Raw genomic sequence first — 18,506 nt, 5'->3', positions numbered from 1 at the left:
TCGCCCGAGGATGCGGGGCGCGTTTCGTCTGCAGCCGATCAGTCGCCGACAGGCCACGCGTGCTGGCGCCGCTCAGGCAAACGGCCCGGTGATGGCCACCGTGTAGCCCGGCCGATAGACATTGGCGAACAGGGTCTTGCCGTCAGGGCTGAAGCAGGCGCCGGCCCACTCTGCGCCCTTGAAGCTGCCGATGAAGCCCATCTCGCCGGCCAGCTCGGTGTTGTTGCGCGCCAGCTCGAACAGTTCGCCCTGGCGCGTCAGGCCATAGAGGCGCTGTACCGGCGCGCCTGAGTCCTCGCAGATGACGATGCTGCCTGTCGGGCTCAGGCAAATGTTGTCCGGGTAGTCCAGCACGCGGGCGCCCGGGCTTTCGTAGAACAGCTCCAGCCGCTGCTGCGAGGGCACGAAGCGGAACACCTGCCCGGCCTTGGCATCGCCGCCATCCGTGGAGGTGAAAAAGATCTCATCCGGCCTGACGAAGACGCCCTCCAGCCGCGTGAACAGGCTCGCGCCCTGGGCGCGGCCCTGGCGCAGCACACCCAGGGTGCCGCCGGCATTCGATCCGTCTGCAGCAGCCTCCCAGCCCTGATCCGGGCGCTCGATGTCGACCCAATCCACATCAAAGCGCTGGCCGGGCTTCAGGCCGGTGCGCAGATCCGGATGGGTCTTCACCCGCAGGGCCTGCAGGCGGCCGCCTGCGCCCAGCTGGCCGCGCTGCCTGGGCAGGAAGCGGTAGAAACCGGCAGGGCGGTTGTCTTCGGTGAGGTAGACGGTGCCGTCGCTTGCGTCCACCACCGCAGCCTCGTGGATGAACTGGCCCATGTCGGTGATCGGCCGGGCGTCCGACACACCCTCGGCCGGCACCTCGAACACAAAGCCATGTGCGCGCTCCAGCCGAAAGGTCCGCCCGCGCCGAAAGCCACCGTGCCCCGCGGGCGAGACGGTCTCCTCGCAACTCAGCCAGCTGTTCCAGGGCGTGGTGCCGCCGGCGCAGTTGACCAGCGTGCCCGACAGCGAGCCGCGCGCCTCCAGCAGCTTGCCGGCGCGCCGGTCGTAGCGCAGCGTGACCGTGCCGCCGCCGCAAGGCGCGTCGTAGTGGCTGGCCGCCGGGCCGAAGCTGCCGTCCTGGCCAAAGATCTCGTGATTGCGCACCAGCGTGAACACCTCGCCGTCCACCTTCACGATGCCCATGCCGTCGGCCGCACCGGGCATCGGCTCCCCCGTGCCCGCCAGCCGCTCGCCGGCCCAGGCAAAGCTGCGGTAGCTGAAGCCCTCGGGCAGCATCAGCAGCGGCAACCCGGTGGTCTCGTCCTTGACGGGAAACAGCTGACCGTAGCCGGACGCGCCGAGCGTGCGTTGACCGACCGCCTTGGGCGTGGCGGCCAGGGCAAAGGCCGCGGCCAAGGGGCTGGCCGCCAGCGCGGCGCTCCCTTGGAGCAGGCGGCGGCGAGCGTGGGACAGGGCAGGATCAGTCATGGGCGGTTGAGGACACAGGAGGCGGTGGAAGCAGCGAATGAAACGACATCGGGCCGATCAAGCCGGGGGCAGCATGCCCGGGGGACCCGCCAGGCAGCAAGTCTCGGGGATCACGCATGTCATTTTTGTCCGTTACTGATGCTTACTGGAAGGAATAAATGCGGTATTCCGCTTTTCTGCAGGACTTCTTCGGCACTCTCACGTCCATATCACTTGTGTCCGAATTTGCAATCCATCCCATACACCCGCCGCGGTCGTGCAGCCGCTACGCTGCCTGCCTGACCGGGCCCCGGGGCCCGCGCCGCACTGCCATCTGCCGATCGGAGCCACCATGCCCAGCCGCGCACCTTCGTCCTCACCCGCCACCCGCACGGAGCGCGACAGCTTCGGCGAGATCGCCGTCCCGGCCCACCGCCTCTGGGGCGCGCAGACCCAGCGCTCCCTGCACCACTTCGCCATCAGCACCGAGACGCAAAGCCCCGAGCTGATCGCCGCGCTGGTCAGGGTGAAGCGCGCCGCCGCCCGCGTGAACCAGCGCCTGGGCGTGCTGGATGCGCAGAAGGCCGACGGCATCGTCGCCGCCTGCGATGAAGTGCTGACTGGCCTGCACGCAGACGAGTTCCCGCTCTCGGTCTGGCAAACCGGCAGCGGCACCCAGACCAACATGAACGTCAATGAAGTGCTGGCCAACCGCGCCAGCGAGCTGCTTGGCGGCATGCGCGGCGAGGCGCGCAAAGTGCACCCGAATGACGACGTGAATCGCGGCCAAAGCAGCAACGACGTGTTCCCCACCGCCATGCACATGGCCGCGGCCCAGGGCATCAGCCAGCGCCTGCTGCCCGCGGTGCAGCGCCTGCGCGACACGCTCGCCGCCAAGCGCGACGCCTTTGCCGACATCGTCAAGATCGGCCGCACCCACTTGCAGGACGCCACGCCACTGACGCTTGGCCAGGAGTTCTCCGGCTACGTGGCCCAGCTGGACCAGGGCATCAAGCATCTGCGCGCAGCGCTACCCCATCTATATGAACTTGCGCTGGGCGGCACTGCCGTGGGCACCGGCCTGAACGCCCACCCGCAGTTTGCGCAGGCCGCAGCTGAAGAGATTGCCCGCGCCACCGGCCTGCCCTTCGTCACCGCGCCCAACAAGTTCGAGGTGATGGCCGCGGCCGATGCGCTCGTGGCCGCTCACGGCGCGCTCAAGACCCTGGCGGCGAGCCTGATGAAGATTGCGAATGACGTGCGCTGGCTCGCCAGCGGCCCGCGCTGCGGCATCGGCGAGATCACGATCCCCGAGAACGAGCCCGGCAGCTCCATCATGCCCGGCAAGGTCAACCCCACCCAGTGCGAAGCACTCACCATGCTCTGCGCCCAGGTCTTCGGCAACGACGTGGCCGTGAACATCGGCGGGGCGAGCGGCAACTTCGAGCTCAACGTCTTCCGGCCCATGATCGCCCACAACGTCCTGCAGAGCATCCGTCTGCTGGCCGACGGGTGCACCAGCTTCGAGGAACACTGTGCGCGAGGCATCGAGCCGAACCGCGCGCGCATCGCCCAACTGCTCGATCAGTCGCTGATGCTCGTCACCGCACTCAATCCGCATATCGGCTATGACAAGGCTGCGCAGATTGCCAAGACGGCGCACCAGGAGGGCACGACTCTGAAGGCGGCGGCGTTGGGGTTGGGGTATGTAACAGAGGAGGAGTTTGAGGCTTGGGTGCGGCCGGGGGAGATGGTCTAGCCGATATGAATCGCAGCCAAGAAACTCCCAGAAGAATCCAGTCGTTTCGGCGGCTTAACATTACAGTTACGAATCAATTTTTGGCCTAACGCCTAGGCGCAGCGAAGTGAACCCTGAGGTTTTTCAATGGGCTAGAGAGTCTTCCGGCTTGTCTGTAGACGAAGCCGCGCATGCACTCGAACTCGGCTCAGCTGAGAAACTCATAAAGATCGAACGGGGGGAAGAGGTACCGACTCGATCAGTGCTTCTCAGGATGGCGAAGCGCTACAGGCGGCCACTATTGACGTTCTACCTCCCGCGCCCACCACGAGCGGGATTCCGAGGACAAGACTTCCGGACGTTGCCAGCAAAGCCGCCAGTGTCGGATGAGGCGCTGTTAGATGCTCTGATTCGGGATGTCAACGCTCGCCATCAATTGCTGAAGTCAGCGCTGGAAGATGAGGGAGCGCTAGAACCGCTGCCGTACGTTGGATCAAAGACGCTAGCGAGTGACCCAGCACGCGTCGCCGAATCAATTGCACTTCGACTTGGTGTCAACAGAGATGCATTCAGAGCGCAAAAGACCACCGAAGCGGCATTCAGTTACCTACGCGCGGGCGCCGAGCAAGCTGGTGTGTTCGTTCTCTTGGTAGGCGATCTTGGTAACTATCACAGCGCTCTGCCTGTTGAAACATACAGAGGGTTTTCCATAGCCGATCCTATTGCGCCGTTCATAGTTCTGAATGATCAGGATGCTCGCTCTGCTTGGTCATTCACGCTGTTGCATGAGCTAGCGCACATCTGGCTTGGTCAGTCTGGAATCAGCGGCGGACGAGATGATCAGGAAGTTGAAAAGTTCTGCAATGAGGTTGCGGCGGCATTCCTAATGGATGCGGTCGAGCTGGACCCTCTAGCTGATGCGCTCCAGGGCGAGGACCTAGGCTTGGTTGACGAACTATCCGAGTTCGCCGGCAGAAGAAACTTGAGCCGAAAAATGGTCGCGTACGCGCTGCTGAAGGCCGGATTGGTCAGCCACGCTCGGTGGGCGCGTCTCGACGCCGAACTGACTAATCGTTGGCTTAAGGAAAAGCAAAAGCGTAAAGCTGATGCCAAGACTAAAGACGGCGCGCCCGACTACTACACCGTGCGGAGACACCGCCTCGGCAGTGCGATGCTAAGTGCTGTTCGGCGAAATCTTTCGAATGGCAACTTAACCGTCACGAAGGCAGCGAAGGTTCTCGGTGTCAAGCCACGCTCAGTGACTTCGCTTCTATCGAAGCCACCTGCATTAGGTTGAAGGCGGAGGCCTAGGTGCTCTATCTGCTTGATGCCAGCGTGCTGATCACGGCAAAAGACAACTACTACCCGCTTGACGCCGTTCCAGAGTACTGGGACTGGCTCCAACACTTAGGAGAAAGCGGGCAAGTGAAGATTCCTTTGGAAATCTGGGAAGAGATCAAGGAAGGTCCCAAAGACGCCGAGAAGGATCTCTTGTACGAGTGGATTCAACGCCCGCACGTAAAGGCAGCGCTACTGCTAGACGAGGAAGTCGATCCGAAATTAGTGCAGCGAGTTACCGAAGAGGGTTACGCCACAGACTTGACTGAAGATGAGATTGAGCAGCTCGGACGAGACCCATTTCTCATCGCGTACGGACTTGCGAAGCCGAATGATCGAGTAATCGTGACATCGGAAAACTCCGCACCTGGCAAAAAGCGTGCAAATCGTAAAGTCCCGGACGTTTGTCTCGCACTGGGGGTTCAGTCCAAAGGCCCCTTTGAGCTAAACCGCGAACTCAAATTCTCCACCCGCTGGCGTGAAGCCGCGGCTAGATAAAGCACAGGTTGTTGCCCCGATTTCAGAAGACCGTCCGCCCGGGCCAACAAACATGCATACGCAACTCTGATAATGCTCCCCCACCAATCCCAAGCCCTCCTCGACGCCATCACCCGCACCCTGGCCCCGCTGGCCGGTGAGGTGCCGCTGCCCGCCATCACGCTTGAGCAGCCCAAGGACCCCTCGCATGGCGATGTGGCCTGCACGGCGGCGCTGGCCTGCGCCAAGGCCTTGAAGAAGAACCCGCGCGAAGTGGCGCAGGCAGTGGTGGACGGCCTGAAGGCCGACGCGGCCGTGGCGGGACTCATCGCGAGTATGGACATCGCCGGCCCGGGCTTCATCAACTTCCGCATTGCGCCCGCAGCACGGCAGGCGGTGGTGCGCGAGGTGCTGGACAACGCCACGTTTGGCAGCGGCCGGATGCACGCCGGCAAGCACGTGATGGTGGAGTTCGTCAGCGCCAACCCCACCGGCCCGCTGCACGTGGGCCACACGCGCCAGGCGGCCATCGGTGATGTGCTGTGCAACCTGCTGGCCAACCAGGGCGCACAGGTCACGCGCGAGTTCTATTACAACGACGCGGGCAACCAGATCGCCAACCTGGCTCTGAGTGTGCAGGCGCGCCTGAAGGGGCTGACGCCGGAGTCGCCCGGTTGGCCGGCCGACGGCTATGCCGGCGGCTACATCATTGACATCGCCAACGACTTCAGCGCGAAGAAGACCGTGAGCGCAAGCGACGGCGAGGCGGTGACGGCCTCCGGTGACATCGAGGACCTCGAAGGCATCCGCCGCTTTGCCGTGACCTATCTGCGCCGCGAGCAGGATGGCGACCTGCAGGCCTTCGGCCTGAAGTTTGACGTGTTCTACCTGGAAAGCTCGCTGTACAACGACGGCCGGGTGGAGGAGACCGTGGCCAGGCTCAAAGCCGGCGGCATGACCTACGAGCAGGACGGCGCCCTGTTCCTGCGCACCACAGGCATTGATGCCGGCGAGCGCCAGGACGACAAGGACCGCGTGATGAAGAAGCGCGAGGGCGGCTACACCTACTTCGTGCCGGACGTGGCCTACCACTGGCGCAAGTGGGAGCGCGGCTTCGCCAAGGTCATCAATGTGCAGGGTACGGACCACTTCGGCACCATCCCGCGAGTGCGTGCCGGCCTGCAGGGCCTGGATGTGGGCATCCCGAAAAACTACCCGGACTACGTGCTGCACAGCATGGTCAAAGTGATGCGCGGCGGCGAGGAGGTGAAGGTCTCCAAGCGCAAGGGCGGCTACGTGACCATGAGCGACCTGATCGAGTGGGTCGGCCGCGACGCAGTGCGCTACTTCATGGTCAGCCGCAAGGCCGACAGCGAATTTGTCTTCGACCTCGACCTGGCCCTGGCCAAGAGCGACGAGAACCCGGTCTATTACATCCAGTACGCGCACGCGCGCATCTGCTCGGTGGCCGCCAAGGTGCTGGCCGAAAAGGGCATTGGCGAAGCCGACGTGCTGCACACCGACCTGAGCCCCCTCACCGCGCCCAAGGAACTGCAGCTCATGGCCAAGCTGGCCGAGTTCGGCCCCATGCTGGAAAGCGCTGCTGCCAACCACGCGCCGCACACGCTGGCACACTGGCTCAAGGACTGCGCCGCGGCATTTCACGGTGCCTACAATGCTGAGCGGGTGCTGGTGGACGACGAGCCCACAATGCGCGCCCGGCTGGCCCTGTATGCCGCCACGCGCCGCGTGCTGGCCCGCGGCCTGGGCATCCTGGGCATGAGCGCCCCGGACCGCATGGACCGTGAAGAGACCGAACCCGCCGCGGCTGCCGCGGTCTGATCCACCCTGGGATCCAATGAACGCACCCCAAACACACACCACCGAACCGCACTGCGCCGCCTGCCTGCGCATCCGCCACGCACTGGGTCTGAAGTCGCGACTGCGCAGCCAGCAGGGCGGCACGCTGCTGGGCATCATCATCGGCCTGGTGATCGGCCTGGCGATTGCGCTGGCGGTGTCGCTCTACATGCGCAGCGGCGATCTGTCTTTCCTCAAGCGCGACTCGCATGACAAGCCCAGCCGCGTCGAAGTACCCAAGGACGCCGCGAAGATTCCGGACCCGAACGAAGCGCTGTATGGCAAGGGCAGCCGCGAGCAGAAGCCAGCCGCCGCCGACGTGGTGCCCGGCAAGCCTGGCGACCCTGCCGGCACCCAGAGCGGCGCGGCACGCGGCTTGGGCATCGACGCAGGCAAGGCACCCACAGACGCCGCTGCGGCCGCCAGCAAGACCGCCGATCCGATCGGCAAGCTGGCCGAGGCCGTGGCCAAGACCCCGCCGCCACCCGCGCCCAAGGCCAGCGATGTGCCGGTGGATGACGACGGCAGCCGCTACCTGATTCAGGTCGGCGCGTTCAAGAGCCCGGAAGAGGCTGAATCCATGCGCGCCAAGGTCGCGATGATGGGCTTCGAGGCCCGCGTGAGTCAGCGCGAGACTGATACCGGCACCATGCACCGCGTGCGCATCGGCCCGCTCACAAGCCTGGACGCAAGCAACCAGGCCCGCCGCAAGCTGAGCGAAGCCGGCATGGAAGCCTCCATCATCAAGATCAAATAGGCCAGCGCAGCGTTCTGTTGCAATTCAGCGGTGGCTGCAGGCTGATGGACGGTGGAAACCCCGTGCACGGCAAGCCGGTCAGAGTCGTTGAGGTGCAAGAACGCCAAGTGCGCCTGTGCCAGAGTCTGCCCAAACACCTAGCCAAAGATTCATTCCCCGAGAGGTTGATGCCATGAACGCCGCGAGCGCCCAGTCCGCTTCCGCCCACCCCGCTACCCTGCTGCGCCTGTTCGGCGCGTTGTTCCTGTTGCTGGCCGCGAGCCTGCTGGCGCTGCTCAGCCCCGCCGCGCAGGCCCAGGGCCGGCCTGAATACCGCACGCTCAGCCCGGCGCAGCCCACGAGCACGCCGGGCAAGATCGAGGTGCTGGAGTTCTTCCAGTACGGCTGCCCGCACTGCCATGCGCTGCAGCCGCTGCTAGCGCAGTGGAAGCAGAAGCTGCCCAAGGACGTGGCGTTCCGCTCCGTGCCGCTGGCCTTCAGCGACCAGACCATCCCGCACAGCCGGATGTTCTACACGCTTGAGGCGCTTGGCCGTCTGGACGATCTGCACCAGCGTGCCTTCAACGCCTTCCACCTTGAGCGCAAGCGTCTGCTGAGCGTGGACGATCAGGCCGAGTTCTTCAAGCAGTTCGGCATCGACCCGAAGAAGTACACCGACACCTACAACTCCTTCGGCGTGAACACCAAGGTACGTGCCGCGCAGCAGCTCTACCAGAACTACAAGATCGATGCGACGCCCACGATGGCGGTGGACGGGCGCTTTGTGGCCACGGTGGGTGCGGGCCAGGGCGGACAGGTGAGCATGCTCATGACCGTGGACAGCCTGATTGCCGAGGCGCGCAAGACCCGCAAGTAAGCCGCTGCGAGGCGACCGCCCCTGCAAGGCCGCGTACGATCTGCGCGGCCTTGTTCATTTGCAGGACTCGATTCATGAATGTCTTCATCACCGGCGCATCCAGCGGCATTGGCGCCGATCTGGCGCGTGAATTCGCTGCGCGCGGCGCCACGCTGGGGCTGGTGGCGCGGCGCCGTGAGGTGCTGGAAGAACTCGTCGCCACGCTGCCGGGCAAGCACCACATCTACGCGGCAGATGTGACCGACAAGGTGGCCATGCGCGACGCGGGTGCCGCCTTCGACGCAGCCACGGGCGGTGCGGACATCGTGATCGCCAACGCGGGCATCAGTGTGGGCGTGCTCACGGAGTACTTCGAGGACTTGGACGCCTTTGCCGACGTGTTCAACACCAACGTCATGGCCATGGCGCACACCTTCCACCCCTTCATCACGCCCATGCGCGAACGCAAGCGCGGCACGCTGGTGGGCATTGCGAGTGTGGCGGGCATTCGCGGCCTGCCGGGCAGCGAGGCCTATTGCGCGAGCAAGGCCGCGGCCATCAGCTACTGCGAGAGCCTGCGCGTGGAACTCAAGAAGACCGGCGTCAAGGTGAGCACGATCTGCCCGGGCTTCATCAAGACGCCGCTCACGGCCAAGAACCCCTACTCCATGCCCTTCCTGATGGAAAGCCGCGACTTTGCGCGCCAGTGCGCCGACGCCGTCCTCGCGGGCACGAGCTACACGGTCATCCCCTGGCAGATGGGCGTGGTGGCCAAGCTGCTGCGCCTGCTGCCCAACTGGCTCTTCGACAAGGCCTTCGGCAACAGACCGTACAAACCTCGGCGCAACGCCTAGGTTTGTGCGGTCTTTGACCTGCTGATCGTCCGCCCGCCAACCCCACTTCCGGGGGGATGAACAATCGACAGCCTGGGCGAGCCTCGCCAAAACCCACAAAGAGCACACTGGGGCGCGGTCGCCCTGGATAGTGCAGCGAGCATGCAAGGCGTGGGGCGGATCACGCAACGCGCAGCGGGCAAGCAAGTCGCAGTTCGTACTTGACTGTGCCCTTCCGCTTGTCTGGTGCGGCTTTCCAGCCATTTTGGTCTGGAAAGCCTTACCCAGAGCCGATCTTGGCCGCCTAGTCCGGGCTGCGCTGCGTCTTGATGCGAGCGCGCAGGGCCTGCAGCAGGGCGCGGGTTTCGGCGTCCGGCCGGGCCGGCTCTTTCCAGTATTCGGAGCAGTCGCTCTTGCGGCCGAGCAGGCGCATGTTGATCAGCTCGCGGCGCAGGGTGGCGTGATCACCGTAGCTGTGCCAGGCCTTCAGGAGGTCATTGACCTCGCGCTCGGTATAGCGGCGCTTGGCATCGAAGTGCAGCCACAGGCCCCAAAGCGCAAGGCGCTGCACGCTGAACTTGTTGGGCCAGCGCACGAGCACGCCCTTCGCGTCAAACTGCATCGCCGCCTTGGTGGCTGCGGGCGTCAGCGGCAGGGGCGCCTGCGGCTCGCGCGCGGCGAGTGCGTCGACGGGCATACGTTCAGCGCGGGCCTTGAGTGCCTGCACATTCGGATGGCCCGCAGCGCGCGCCAGCATGTTGAGCAGCTGCACGTGGCCGGGCACCGGATCATCGCTTCCGGCCTGCGCGGCCAAGTGCTCGCGCAGCTGCGTACGCAAGGCCTTGGCAAAAGCCGACAGATCCGGCGCAAGCAGGGCCGTGGGTTGCCGGGTGGGGGAGGTGCGCGAGCGGGCAGACTGCGCCGCGCTGGAGAGGGCAGATGAGGACATGGTCGCTTTCCTGAACGCGCATCACCCATGAACCGGCCCGGATGGCACACGGACCGCACTGCGGTTGCCGACTTGCAGCCAGGGCGCGCGCGTGATGAAAAAGGCGCCAGGACATGCGAAACACGTGAAGGGCAGGTTTAGCTCGCGGACCATGCCGCGCGGCAACGCCTGGGTGAACTGCCGACCGAGTGCAAAGTGTACGGCCGCTAGCATGCGCGCATGCAAGACGCACCGCGCATCGTTAGCCTCGTCCCCTCGATCACCGAGCTGCTGATCGATCTAGGCCTGCGCGAGCACCTCGTGGCCCGCACCGGCTTCTGCATTCATCCGGCAGAAGCGGTGCGCGACATCCCCAAGGTGGGTGGCACGAAGGATGTGAACCTCGCGAAGATCCGACGGCTGGCGCCCACGCATGTGATCGTGAACGTGGACGAGAACCGGCTGCCGGACGTGGAAGCGCTGCGCGAGTTTGTGCCGCAGGTGCTGGTGACGCATCCGCAGGCGCCACAGGACAACCCGGTGCTTTACCGCGAGATGGCAACAGCATTTGCAGGCGTGCCGGGTGTTGCGCAGCAAGCTGAGGCGCTGTGTGCGCGCTTTGACGCAGCACTGGCCGCACTCATGGCGCAGCGCTTTGCACCGCGCCGCGTGCTCTACATCATCTGGCAGGACCCCTGGATGACGGTGGCACGTGATACGTACATCAGCCGCATGCTCGCGCTGGTGAACTGGCACACGGTGCCGGACGTACTGGGCGGAGAGCAGGGCGCCGCGCGCTACCCGACCGTCAAGTTCTCTGATGCGCTGATGGCGCAGGTGGACGCGGTGCTGCTGTCCAGCGAGCCCTACCGCTTTGGCGAGAACCACGCGGACGCGCTGGAGCGGCAGATCGGCAAGCCGGTGCTACTGATCGATGGCGAAATGACCAGCTGGTACGGCAGCCGCGCGATTGCAGGGCTGGACTATCTGGGGCGCTTTGCGCGCGAGGCGGCGCTGTAGCGCCGCGCCATCGCCCCCGGCGATCAAGATCGCGTGTGCTGGCCGAAGCACCGCGCCGCCTGCGTTGATCCCTCCCGGCCAGCCGCCGCGCGAGCCAATGCGTACTAGGCTGCAAGCTCCCTCAAGCTGGAGTCGGCCATGCCCCTCGTCACGCTCACCGTTCGCAAGCCCACGTCCGCCGCGCGCAAGAGCGCGCTCTTCGACGCCGTGCACCAGGCCCTGGTGGCCAGCGGTGTGCCAGCCACCGATCTGTTCCAGCGCTGCATCGAGCTCTCCGACGAGGACTTCCGCTTCGACCCGAGCTACCCGGACGCCGCAAGCCCACGCACTGCGGACTTTGCGCTGATCGAGATCCTGCTCTCCGTGGGCCGCAGTGTGAAGATCAAGCGAAAGATCCTCGCGGACCTCATGGCCGCTGCGCAGGCCGCAGGGTTGAACCCGGAACACATGATGGTGGTGTTCAAGGAGACCCAGTGGGAGAACTGGGCCTTTGCCGGCGGGCGGCAGATTCACGCCTGACTGGGTTTGAAACGGCTTTCCGCTTGTCTGATGCGGCTTTCCAGCCATTTGGGCCTGGAAAGCCGCATGAATGCTGGATCTAGGTTCTTGGGTCAGGGTATGGAACCCGGCCCCGAGCTCAGGCCGCGTGCGCCATGGCCTGCTGCTTGTCGGCCACGAATTGCGGCACGAGGCTTCCGACGATCATGCCCACGAAGGCCATGATCAGGCCGGGCAGTTGCGGCGGGTAGCTCTCGCCCAGGGGCTTGAAGGCCATGAAGGCGATCCAGGTGCCGATGCCCAGCACGATGGAGACGATCGCGCCCTGCGTGGTGGCACGCTTCCAGTACAGGCCGAACACCAGCGGAATGAAGGCGCCCACGAGCGTCACCTGATAGGCACTCGACACGAGGTCGTAGATCGAGGTGCCCTTCATCATGATCGCGTAGGTCAGCACCAGGCAGGCAAACACCACCAGCGTAGTGCGCATGGCAAACAGCTGCTGCTTGTCACTCAGGCCAGGGTGGATGTTGTTGAGGATGTTCTCCACGAAGCTCGTGGAGGGCGCGAGCAGCGTGGCACTCGATGTGCTCTTGATGGCCGAGAGCAGCGCGCCGAAGAAGAGGATCTGCATGGCCAGCGGCATGTGGGTCATGATGAAGCTGGGCAAGAGCTTCTGGTAGTCGTTCTTGGCCAGTTCCAGCGCCTTGTCGCCCATCACCACCACCGCACAGGCCACGATGAACATGGGCACGAAGGCAAACAGCAGATAGCTCACACCGCCGATCACCGCACCGCTGCGCGCCGTGCTGGCGTCCTTGGCGCTCATCACGCGCTGGAACACGTCCTGCTGCGGAATAGAGCCGAGCATCATGGTCACTGCTGCGGCAAGAAAGATGGAGATCTCGGTAAAGCTGGGCGCCGGCAGGATCTGCGCCCAGTTGTTCTGCGCGGCCAGATTCACCACCTTGTCCACCCCGGCGATGTTGCCGGCGAAGATGGCGATCACCGCCAGGCCGATCACCAGCACGATCATCTGGATGAAGTCGGTCCAGGCCACGGCGAGAAAGCCGCCGATCACCACATAGATCAGCACGGCCAGCGTCCCGATGATCATGCCCGTGGTCTCGCTCATCGCGCCGTTGGTGAGGATGCTGAACACCAGGCCCAGGGCCGTGATCTGCGCCGCCACCCAGCCCAGATAGCTCAGGATGATCGCCACGGAGCAGAAGACCTCGACGAATCGCCCGTAGCGATGGCGGTAGTAGTCGCCGATCGTCAGCAGCGTCATCTTGTAGAGCTTGAAGGCGAAGAACAGACCGACCAGCACCAGGCACATGGATGCGCCGAAGGGGTCTTCCACCACAGCCGCCAAGCCGCCCTGCACGAACTTGGCCGGAATGCCCATCACCGTCTCGGCACCGAACCAGGTGGCAAAGGTCGTGGTCACGACCATGATCAGCGGCAGCGAGCGGCCGGCAATGGCGAAGTCGGTAGTGGTCTTGATCCGGCTGCCCGCCCAGACACCGACCGCAAGTGTGCCCAGCAGATAGATGACGACGAACAGGATCAGCGTGGTGTTGATCTCGTTGGACATGCTCGGAAGGCCCCTCCAGCCTGAGCCGCCGCGCGCGCGCGGGCAGCGTGTTGTTCGCGCTTGCGCGCCTTGAATGTCGCAAGCCTTGCAATTCCTGCACCAGGCATTTGGGCTGCCCGGCGTTCCCCACGGCGGATTATCGAGCAGCCCGCTGGCAGCGAGCTGTCAGGGGCCGCCTCATCGATGGCGAAATTTCAACGCGCGATCGCTGCACGCGGCTGACGCAGCCAGCGCATCCAGCGCTCGTGCCCGCCAAAGACGGGCAGCGCGTCCGGGCTGGGCTCCTCCTCCACGAGCGTGAAGTAGGGCGACAGCAGCGCATCCAGCAGGGCACGGTCGTAGACGAAGGGCGGGCCGCGCGGGCGCTCTGGTGCGTCCGCCATGGCATAGAAGTAGCCCAGCAGCTCGCCGCCGGGTTCGACCAGCTGGGCCACGCGCCAGGCCCAGTCAGCCCGCTGCTCCGGCGGTAGCGCGCAGGCAAAGGTGCGCTCATAGATGAAGCGGTAGGGGCCGGGCACCGCGGCGGAATCGAAGAAATCCGCCTGGCGCAGCAGTGGCGCAACTGCGGGCGCCAGCCGCGCCTGGCCAGCCCGCACGGCCGCATCGGCGTAGTCGATCGCGTCAACCCGCAGGCCTGATGCGACCAGTTCGGGCAACTCGGGCCCGGCACCGGCGCCGGGCACCAGCAGCTTGGTACCGGCCAATTCGCTTGCGCGCTCGCTCAGCCAGCGCGCCAGTCGCTGCGGCATGGCGGGCAGCTGCCAGGGCGTGAAGCCGGCGGAAAAACGCTCGTTCCAGAAAGCGGGTTCGGCGGCGTTGCGCGCCGAGAAGGCTGGCGTGTCGCTCAATTCAGATCGTGCAGGTCAAGAGGCAGTGGCGGCGCGCCACCTACATGAAGTCACCGCCGTCATGCAGCAGTACCCAGAGAATGTAGAAGGCGTAGCCCAGCATCACGGATACGACCACCAGCGCACCCGCCAGCAGGCTGATGAGCAGATGCAGGCGGGACTGCCCCTTGCGGATGCTGCGCAGATGCTCGATCAGCAGCGCATCGTCGCGCTGCTGCGGCGGGGCAGACAGGCGGGCATGGATCAGGCGCGGCAGCTCGGGCAGGAACTGCGCCCACTGGGTGGCTTCCTGCTCGAGGCGCTTGCGGAAGCCCTCCGGCCCGACCTGCTGGTTCATCCACTTCTCGAGAATCGGCTTGGCCGTGGTCCAGAGATCCAGGTCGGGGTCGAGCTGGCGGCCCAGGCCCTCCACATTGAGCAGGGTCTTCTGCAGCAGCACCAGTTGCGGCTGGATGCTGACCTTGAAGCGGCGGCTGGCATCGAACAGGCGCAGCAGCACCATGCCCAGGGAGATTTCCTTCAGCGGCCGGTCGAAGTAGGGCTCACAGCAGGCGCGCACGGCCGCTTCAAGCTCCTCGACGCGTGTGTCCTTGGGCACCCAGCCGCTCTCCACATGCAGCGCCGCCACGCGGCGGTAGTCGCGCTTGAAGAAAGCCAGGAAGTTCTGCGCAAGGTAGTGCTTGTCGTACTCGGACAGCGCACCCATGATGCCGAAGTCCAGCGCGATGTAGCGGTTGCGGTCCGACTCGCCGAAGCCCACGAGGATGTTGCCCGGGTGCATGTCGGCATGGAAGTAGCCATCGACAAACACCTGCGTGAAGAAGATCTCCACGCCGTCGCGCGAGAGCTTCTTCAGATCGATGCCCTTGGCCTGCAGGCGCTCGGCATCCGCGATCGGGACGCCGTCCATCCACTCCATGGTGAAGACCGTGTCGCGCGTGTAGTCCCAGAACACCTCGGGCACCGCAAGCAGCTGGCCGCGGCGCGAGCCCGGCGGGAAGTTGCGGCGCAGCAGGGCGCAGTTGGAGGCCTCGCGCAGCAGATCGAGCTCGTCGTTCAGGATGCGGTCGAACTCATCGACCACATCGTCCGGTCGCAGGCGGCGGCCATCTTCGCTGGCGCGCTTGATCAGCGCGGCGGCAGCGTGCATGAGCGCCAGATCCTTCTGGATCACATCGCGCATGCCCGGGCGCAGCACCTTCACGGCCACCTGCCGGCCGGCTTCCTCGGGCCGCCGGTCGCCTTTGAGCGTGGCACGATGCACCTGCGCAATCGAGGCGCTCGCAATCGGCGTCGGATCGAAGGACGCAAACAGCGCCGAGGGCGCCGCACCGAGCGCGCGCTCGATCGTGCGCTCGGCTGTGCCGGGTGCCTCCGGCGGCACCCGGTCCTGCAGCAGCGCCAGCTCGTTGGCGATGTCCTCGGGCAGCATGTCGCGCCGCGTCGAGAGCAGCTGGCCGAACTTGACGAAGATCGGGCCCAGTTCGGTGAAGGCCTCGCGCAGGCGCTGGCCGCGCGGCTGGGTGGGCTCGGCCGCCAGCTTGAGGGGCGACAGCAGCAGGCGTGCGTACCAGGGCAGATGCTGGGCGGGCACAAGCGTGTCGAGCCGGTACTTCCATACGACGCCGAGGATCTTTGCAGTGCGGGCGAGTTTCATGCCTCGGTGGCACCCTTCTTCGGGGACATCTTCTCGACAAGTTCGATGCGCTTGGCCAGACGCTCAAGCTGGTCTCGCAGGGCGCGGGTTTCGGCACTGAGCGCAGCGAAGGGCTCGCGGGCCAGAATGATCGGATCCTTGTAGGCGGCGCGGTCCACGGCGAGCTCCGCACCTTGCCGCGCAAAGTTGCGTGCGGCCTCGAAGGACGTTCGCATGGCTTCTGCAATGCGCCGCGCGGCGATGTCGCCGACCAGCCCGGAAAGCGCATGTTCGAAGTCCGGTCGCAACTGGCTGGCGAGTTCGCCCAGACTGTGTGCGAGTGCGGCATCTCCCTCGATGCGGACATGCTTGAGCCGCTCAGGGCCGGCGCTCATCAAGGCCGCAGGCGTGAGCTCGATGCGCACGTTCGCTGGAGCCAGCGGCGCATCCGGCTCGCCCGCGTCTAGACGCCCGTCGGGCTGGATGGCAAAGCTCAGCGCGAAGGGCACGAGCTTGACCGCGAAGCGTTGGCCCGCATGCGGGCGCAGCTGCGCCAGGGCCCAGGGTTCGGAGGCGATCATGGAATTGGCCGCGCGGGCAGCCAGGGCAGAAAGCGCTTGATCGATCGACATGCAGGAGAGGATTCGCATGGGCCCGTGGCGGGCGCATCGCGCGCTGTGAGTGTATTCGCCACCTGCGAGCCCGAGCCGCGGGCCGGTGCTGCCGCTAGATCGGCTGGATCTCGATCACGCGCAGGCCGTCGTCGCTGCGCTGAAAGCTCCAGACCGTGTCGAAACGACGGGCGGCCGAGGCCAGCGCCGTGCGGTACAGGCCGGAGAAGCGCACGTGCACGGCGTCTGCGTCGCCTGCCGCGGCCACCACCGAACTCGCGGGCCGATCCACCGCTTCGGCCGTCAGCGTGATGATGTCCGTCGGCGCCCCCTCACGCGGCGCGAGCTTGGCGGCATCCACCAGCCGGTCGTATGCATCGGCACCCAGGGTCGCGCGCAGTTCGTCGGTATTGGCGTTGTCCCACGCGGCAATCAGCCGCATGAAGGTGAGCTTGGCATCGCGCAGCACCTGCTCCTGCTCGACCTGCAGCTGGGCCCGCATGTCCGGCGGGATCGTCGTGGCCTGGGTCAGCGCGACTGTTGCCTGACCGGCTACGGAGGCACGCCGCATCAGATCGGCGCTGAGTGCTTCGATGCTTGGCGCAGCGCGCTCCTGCGGCGCACCCACGGGCGCTTCCGCAGGCACAGGGGCGGCTGCGGGCCCGACAAAGCCCTGCAGACCCACATAGGTGCGCTCATAGCTGCGCATGAGCGCATCACGGTTGCGCTGCAGCTGGGCACGGTAGCGGGAGACCCAGGCGGCGCCTGCAATCAGGCCCGTCAGAACCAACCCGCCAAGAAACAACATCCACTCCATGCCTGCAAGCTATCCAATGTGCAATACCCGCTCAAGCCCATATTCGCGGGAGTCAGATCTCACGCGCTGAGCGATCGCAGGTCCAAGCGCCTTATTCCATGCGGGTTCCGACGTGCAGGGCCACAACGCCCAGGGTCAGATTGAAATGGTGAACCCTTGCAAAACCGGTGTCCCGCATCATGCCGGCCAGGGTGTCCTGGTCGGGGTGCATGCGAATGGATTCGGCAAGGTACTTGTAGCTCTCGGCATCGCCCGCGACCTTCTGGCCCAGCCAGGGCAGCACCTTGAAGGAGTAGACGTCGTAGGCCTTGGCCAGGGGTGGTGCGACCTTGCTGAACTCGAGCACGAGCAGCTGCCCGCCGGGCGCAAGAACGCGCCGCATTTCCGCAAGTGCCCGATCCTTGTGCGTCATGTTGCGCAAACCGAAGGCGACGGTTACGCGATCGAAGTGGCCGTCGGGGAAGGGCAATTGCTCGGCGTCGGCCTGCGCCACCGGCAGGACCTGGCCGCGATCGAGCAGGCGGTCGCGCCCCACCGCAAGCATCGAGGCATTGATGTCGGTGAGCCAGACCTCGCCGGTCGGGCCGACGCGCGCGGCGAAGGCGCTGGCAAGGTCGCCCGTCCCGCCGGCGATATCGAGCACCTTCATCCCCGGACGGATGCCAGCCACCTCAATGGTGAATTTCTTCCAGACGCGATGCAGACCCGCAGACATCAGATCGTTCATGACGTCGTATTTGCTCGCCACGGAATGGAAGACCCCGGCGACCTTGCCTGCCTTCTCGGTCTCTTCGACCTGTTCGAACCCGAAATGCGTCTTCAACCGCAGCCTCCGCGTGAAACAGCCTTGAACGCGCTCTCGTCCGCAAGGGGTTCGCGCGAGGCGCCGGCCAGTTCGAGCCGGTTCAGGTACTCATGCCACAAGACATCGCGATGTGCGCCCAGTTCGTACAGATACGCCCACGAGAAAATGCCGCTTTCGTGGCCGTCCGAGAAACGGGGTTTGATGGCGTAGTGGCCGACCGGTTCAATGCCGACCACGTCGACATCGCGCTTGCCCACCTGCAGCACTTCTTGCCCCGGGCCATGCCCGCGGACTTCAGCCGAAGGCGAATGGACGCGCAGGAATTCGAAGCTCAGTTCGAAGCGCTGTCCATCGGCGAAACACACCTCGAGCACCTTGGAGGTGCCGTGCAGCGTGATCGCGGTCGGTGCGGGAGTTGTGGAGTCAAGACCAGCCATGGCGGGATTGTAGGTG

The 18,506-nt window shown here is 65.3% G+C and carries 18 protein-coding genes; 9 read left to right on the top strand and 9 right to left on the bottom strand.

Annotated elements, in window-relative coordinates:
* Positions 1–72: 72 nt before the first annotated feature.
* Positions 73–1,476 carry an alkaline phosphatase PhoX gene (locus ACMDW7_RS01200; protein WP_377303796.1) on the bottom strand — a complete coding sequence of 468 codons (1,404 nt, stop codon included), beginning with the start codon at positions 1,474–1,476 and terminating at the stop codon, positions 73–75.
* 331 nt (positions 1,477–1,807) lie between these two features.
* Between ACMDW7_RS01200 and fumC the strand changes: the two genes are divergently transcribed.
* The 7 genes from fumC to ACMDW7_RS01165 all read left to right on the top strand — a co-directional run bounded on the left by fumC (position 1,808) and on the right by ACMDW7_RS01165 (position 9,314).
* A complete protein-coding gene (gene fumC, locus ACMDW7_RS01195; protein WP_377303798.1) occupies positions 1,808–3,214 on the top strand; it encodes a class II fumarate hydratase in 1,407 nt (468 codons plus the stop codon).
* Between the two features lie 106 nt (positions 3,215–3,320).
* Positions 3,321–4,490, top strand: a complete 1,170-nt coding sequence (locus ACMDW7_RS01190) for an ImmA/IrrE family metallo-endopeptidase (protein ID WP_377303800.1) — start codon at positions 3,321–3,323, stop codon at positions 4,488–4,490.
* A gap of 14 nt (positions 4,491–4,504) precedes the next feature.
* Positions 4,505–5,029 carry a DUF4411 family protein gene (locus tag ACMDW7_RS01185; RefSeq protein ID WP_377303802.1) on the top strand — a complete coding sequence of 175 codons (525 nt, stop codon included), beginning with the start codon at positions 4,505–4,507 and terminating at the stop codon, positions 5,027–5,029.
* Between the two features lie 72 nt (positions 5,030–5,101).
* Positions 5,102–6,850, top strand: coding sequence for an arginine--tRNA ligase (gene argS, locus ACMDW7_RS01180; RefSeq protein ID WP_377303803.1), 1,749 nt, complete (start codon positions 5,102–5,104; stop codon positions 6,848–6,850).
* 16 nt (positions 6,851–6,866) lie between these two features.
* Positions 6,867–7,625 carry an SPOR domain-containing protein gene (locus ACMDW7_RS01175; RefSeq protein WP_377303805.1) on the top strand — a complete coding sequence of 253 codons (759 nt, stop codon included), beginning with the start codon at positions 6,867–6,869 and terminating at the stop codon, positions 7,623–7,625.
* A gap of 172 nt (positions 7,626–7,797) precedes the next feature.
* Entirely contained in the window at positions 7,798–8,481 is a 684-nt protein-coding gene (locus ACMDW7_RS01170) for a thiol:disulfide interchange protein DsbA/DsbL (protein WP_377303807.1), read from the top strand.
* A 74-nt stretch (positions 8,482–8,555) separates the two neighbouring features.
* Positions 8,556–9,314, top strand: a complete 759-nt coding sequence (locus tag ACMDW7_RS01165) for an SDR family oxidoreductase (RefSeq protein WP_377303809.1) — start codon at positions 8,556–8,558, stop codon at positions 9,312–9,314.
* Positions 9,315–9,597: 283 nt separating this feature from the next.
* On the opposite strand, the gene ACMDW7_RS01160 is transcribed toward ACMDW7_RS01165, so the two are convergent.
* Entirely contained in the window at positions 9,598–10,242 is a 645-nt protein-coding gene (locus tag ACMDW7_RS01160; RefSeq protein ID WP_377303811.1) for a DUF2087 domain-containing protein, read from the bottom strand.
* Between the two features lie 219 nt (positions 10,243–10,461).
* Between ACMDW7_RS01160 and ACMDW7_RS01155 the strand changes: the two genes are divergently transcribed.
* Both ACMDW7_RS01155 and ACMDW7_RS01150 read left to right on the top strand, forming a co-directional pair.
* Positions 10,462–11,241, top strand: a complete 780-nt coding sequence (locus tag ACMDW7_RS01155; protein WP_377303813.1) for a helical backbone metal receptor — start codon at positions 10,462–10,464, stop codon at positions 11,239–11,241.
* Between the two features lie 138 nt (positions 11,242–11,379).
* The gene (locus tag ACMDW7_RS01150; protein WP_377303815.1) at positions 11,380–11,760 is read left to right on the top strand and encodes a tautomerase family protein; all 381 of its coding nucleotides are present in this window, start codon (positions 11,380–11,382) and stop codon (positions 11,758–11,760) included.
* A 118-nt stretch (positions 11,761–11,878) separates the two neighbouring features.
* On the opposite strand, the gene ACMDW7_RS01145 is transcribed toward ACMDW7_RS01150, so the two are convergent.
* The 7 genes from ACMDW7_RS01145 to ACMDW7_RS01115 form a co-directional block, all read right to left on the bottom strand.
* Positions 11,879–13,336, bottom strand: coding sequence for a sodium:solute symporter family protein (locus tag ACMDW7_RS01145; protein WP_377303817.1), 1,458 nt, complete (start codon positions 13,334–13,336; stop codon positions 11,879–11,881).
* 194 nt (positions 13,337–13,530) lie between these two features.
* A complete protein-coding gene (locus ACMDW7_RS01140) occupies positions 13,531–14,184 on the bottom strand; it encodes a hypothetical protein (RefSeq protein WP_377303819.1) in 654 nt (217 codons plus the stop codon).
* 40 nt (positions 14,185–14,224) lie between these two features.
* A complete protein-coding gene (gene ubiB / locus ACMDW7_RS01135; RefSeq protein ID WP_377303821.1) occupies positions 14,225–15,841 on the bottom strand; it encodes a ubiquinone biosynthesis regulatory protein kinase UbiB in 1,617 nt (538 codons plus the stop codon).
* Positions 15,838–16,452 carry an SCP2 domain-containing protein gene (locus tag ACMDW7_RS01130; protein ID WP_377303823.1) on the bottom strand — a complete coding sequence of 205 codons (615 nt, stop codon included), beginning with the start codon at positions 16,450–16,452 and terminating at the stop codon, positions 15,838–15,840. Before ACMDW7_RS01130 ends, ubiB begins: the two co-directional genes overlap by 4 nt.
* A 94-nt stretch (positions 16,453–16,546) precedes the next feature.
* Positions 16,547–17,248 carry a hypothetical protein gene (locus ACMDW7_RS01125; RefSeq protein ID WP_377303825.1) on the bottom strand — a complete coding sequence of 234 codons (702 nt, stop codon included), beginning with the start codon at positions 17,246–17,248 and terminating at the stop codon, positions 16,547–16,549.
* A 91-nt stretch (positions 17,249–17,339) separates the two neighbouring features.
* Positions 17,340–18,071 (bottom strand): bifunctional demethylmenaquinone methyltransferase/2-methoxy-6-polyprenyl-1,4-benzoquinol methylase UbiE, encoded by a 732-nt coding sequence (ubiE, locus tag ACMDW7_RS01120; protein WP_377303827.1) that lies wholly within the window; start codon positions 18,069–18,071, stop codon positions 17,340–17,342.
* Complete coding sequence (locus tag ACMDW7_RS01115; protein WP_377303829.1) at positions 18,068–18,490, bottom strand: gamma-butyrobetaine hydroxylase-like domain-containing protein; 423 nt, start codon at positions 18,488–18,490, stop codon at positions 18,068–18,070. Before ACMDW7_RS01115 ends, ubiE begins: the two co-directional genes overlap by 4 nt.
* Between the last annotated feature and the right edge of the window lie 16 nt (positions 18,491–18,506).

Source organism: Piscinibacterium candidicorallinum (assembly GCF_047549485.1).
Taxonomy (GTDB): domain Bacteria; phylum Pseudomonadota; class Gammaproteobacteria; order Burkholderiales; family Burkholderiaceae_C; genus Piscinibacterium; species Piscinibacterium candidicorallinum.
This window is presented reverse-complemented; position numbering and strand designations above follow the sequence as displayed.

Bases quoted from the DNA above. Each gene is read 5' to 3' on its own strand.
- ACMDW7_RS01200 (WP_377303796.1), bottom strand. From the start codon at position 1,476: ATGACTGATCCTGCCCTGTCCCACGCTCGCCGCCGCCTGCTCCAAGGG.
- fumC (WP_377303798.1), top strand. From the start codon at position 1,808: ATGCCCAGCCGCGCACCTTCGTCCTCACCCGCCACCCGCACGGAGCGC.
- argS (WP_377303803.1), top strand. From the start codon at position 5,102: ATGCTCCCCCACCAATCCCAAGCCCTCCTCGACGCCATCACCCGCACC.
- ACMDW7_RS01175 (WP_377303805.1), top strand. From the start codon at position 6,867: ATGAACGCACCCCAAACACACACCACCGAACCGCACTGCGCCGCCTGC.
- ACMDW7_RS01170 (WP_377303807.1), top strand. From the start codon at position 7,798: ATGAACGCCGCGAGCGCCCAGTCCGCTTCCGCCCACCCCGCTACCCTG.
- ACMDW7_RS01165 (WP_377303809.1), top strand. From the start codon at position 8,556: ATGAATGTCTTCATCACCGGCGCATCCAGCGGCATTGGCGCCGATCTG.
- ACMDW7_RS01160 (WP_377303811.1), bottom strand. From the start codon at position 10,242: ATGTCCTCATCTGCCCTCTCCAGCGCGGCGCAGTCTGCCCGCTCGCGC.
- ACMDW7_RS01155 (WP_377303813.1), top strand. From the start codon at position 10,462: ATGCAAGACGCACCGCGCATCGTTAGCCTCGTCCCCTCGATCACCGAG.
- ACMDW7_RS01150 (WP_377303815.1), top strand. From the start codon at position 11,380: ATGCCCCTCGTCACGCTCACCGTTCGCAAGCCCACGTCCGCCGCGCGC.
- ACMDW7_RS01145 (WP_377303817.1), bottom strand. From the start codon at position 13,336: ATGTCCAACGAGATCAACACCACGCTGATCCTGTTCGTCGTCATCTAT.
- ubiB (WP_377303821.1), bottom strand. From the start codon at position 15,841: ATGAAACTCGCCCGCACTGCAAAGATCCTCGGCGTCGTATGGAAGTAC.
- ACMDW7_RS01130 (WP_377303823.1), bottom strand. From the start codon at position 16,452: ATGTCGATCGATCAAGCGCTTTCTGCCCTGGCTGCCCGCGCGGCCAAT.
- ACMDW7_RS01125 (WP_377303825.1), bottom strand. From the start codon at position 17,248: ATGGAGTGGATGTTGTTTCTTGGCGGGTTGGTTCTGACGGGCCTGATT.
- ACMDW7_RS01115 (WP_377303829.1), bottom strand. From the start codon at position 18,490: ATGGCTGGTCTTGACTCCACAACTCCCGCACCGACCGCGATCACGCTG.